The sequence below is a fragment of the Streptococcus oralis genome, assembly GCF_001578935.1.
Lineage (GTDB): Bacteria > Bacillota > Bacilli > Lactobacillales > Streptococcaceae > Streptococcus > Streptococcus oralis_R.
The window spans coordinates 1-407 of sequence record NZ_KQ969534.1; the positions used below are offsets into that span (position 1 = coordinate 1).

Here is a 407-nt window from a genome sequence, read left to right on the forward strand (position 1 = left end):
GGACTATAACTTTCTGCTCAATCAGATCAAGAACTTGGATAGCTCTATCACTCAGTATGAAAGCAACCATGCGAGTCAGGATTTGGTCGCCTTTAAGGAACTTCTAGCTGCGACCAAGGCCTTGATAACAGAACATGCAGGGAAGACACGTACGGTGGGAAGCTACCAGTCAGGAGATTTTGCCAAACTCAAGTCTGTTCAACGCTTCGCGATAGCCTACAAACAGGCGACCCAGCAGATGGAGAGTCGCGTTGAGCGAGTGAAAGCCGCCCAGGAGCGGGACAAGGCTCGTTTTGAAGCTTTGGCTGCGGAGGATCGTGCCAAGAAGGGTTGGATAGACCTGGGTCTTGGTGTACTGACAGCTGCGATAGGGATTCTTGCGATTGTAGGAACCATGGGTTCTGCGA

1 pseudogene is annotated in these 407 nt (G+C 51.1%); it reads left to right on the plus strand.

The annotated features are described in order from the left end of the window. Nucleotides 1–121: 121 nt before the first annotated feature. A pseudogene (locus SORDD15_RS10330) lies at nucleotides 122–407 on the plus strand (hypothetical protein); the annotation flags it as partial.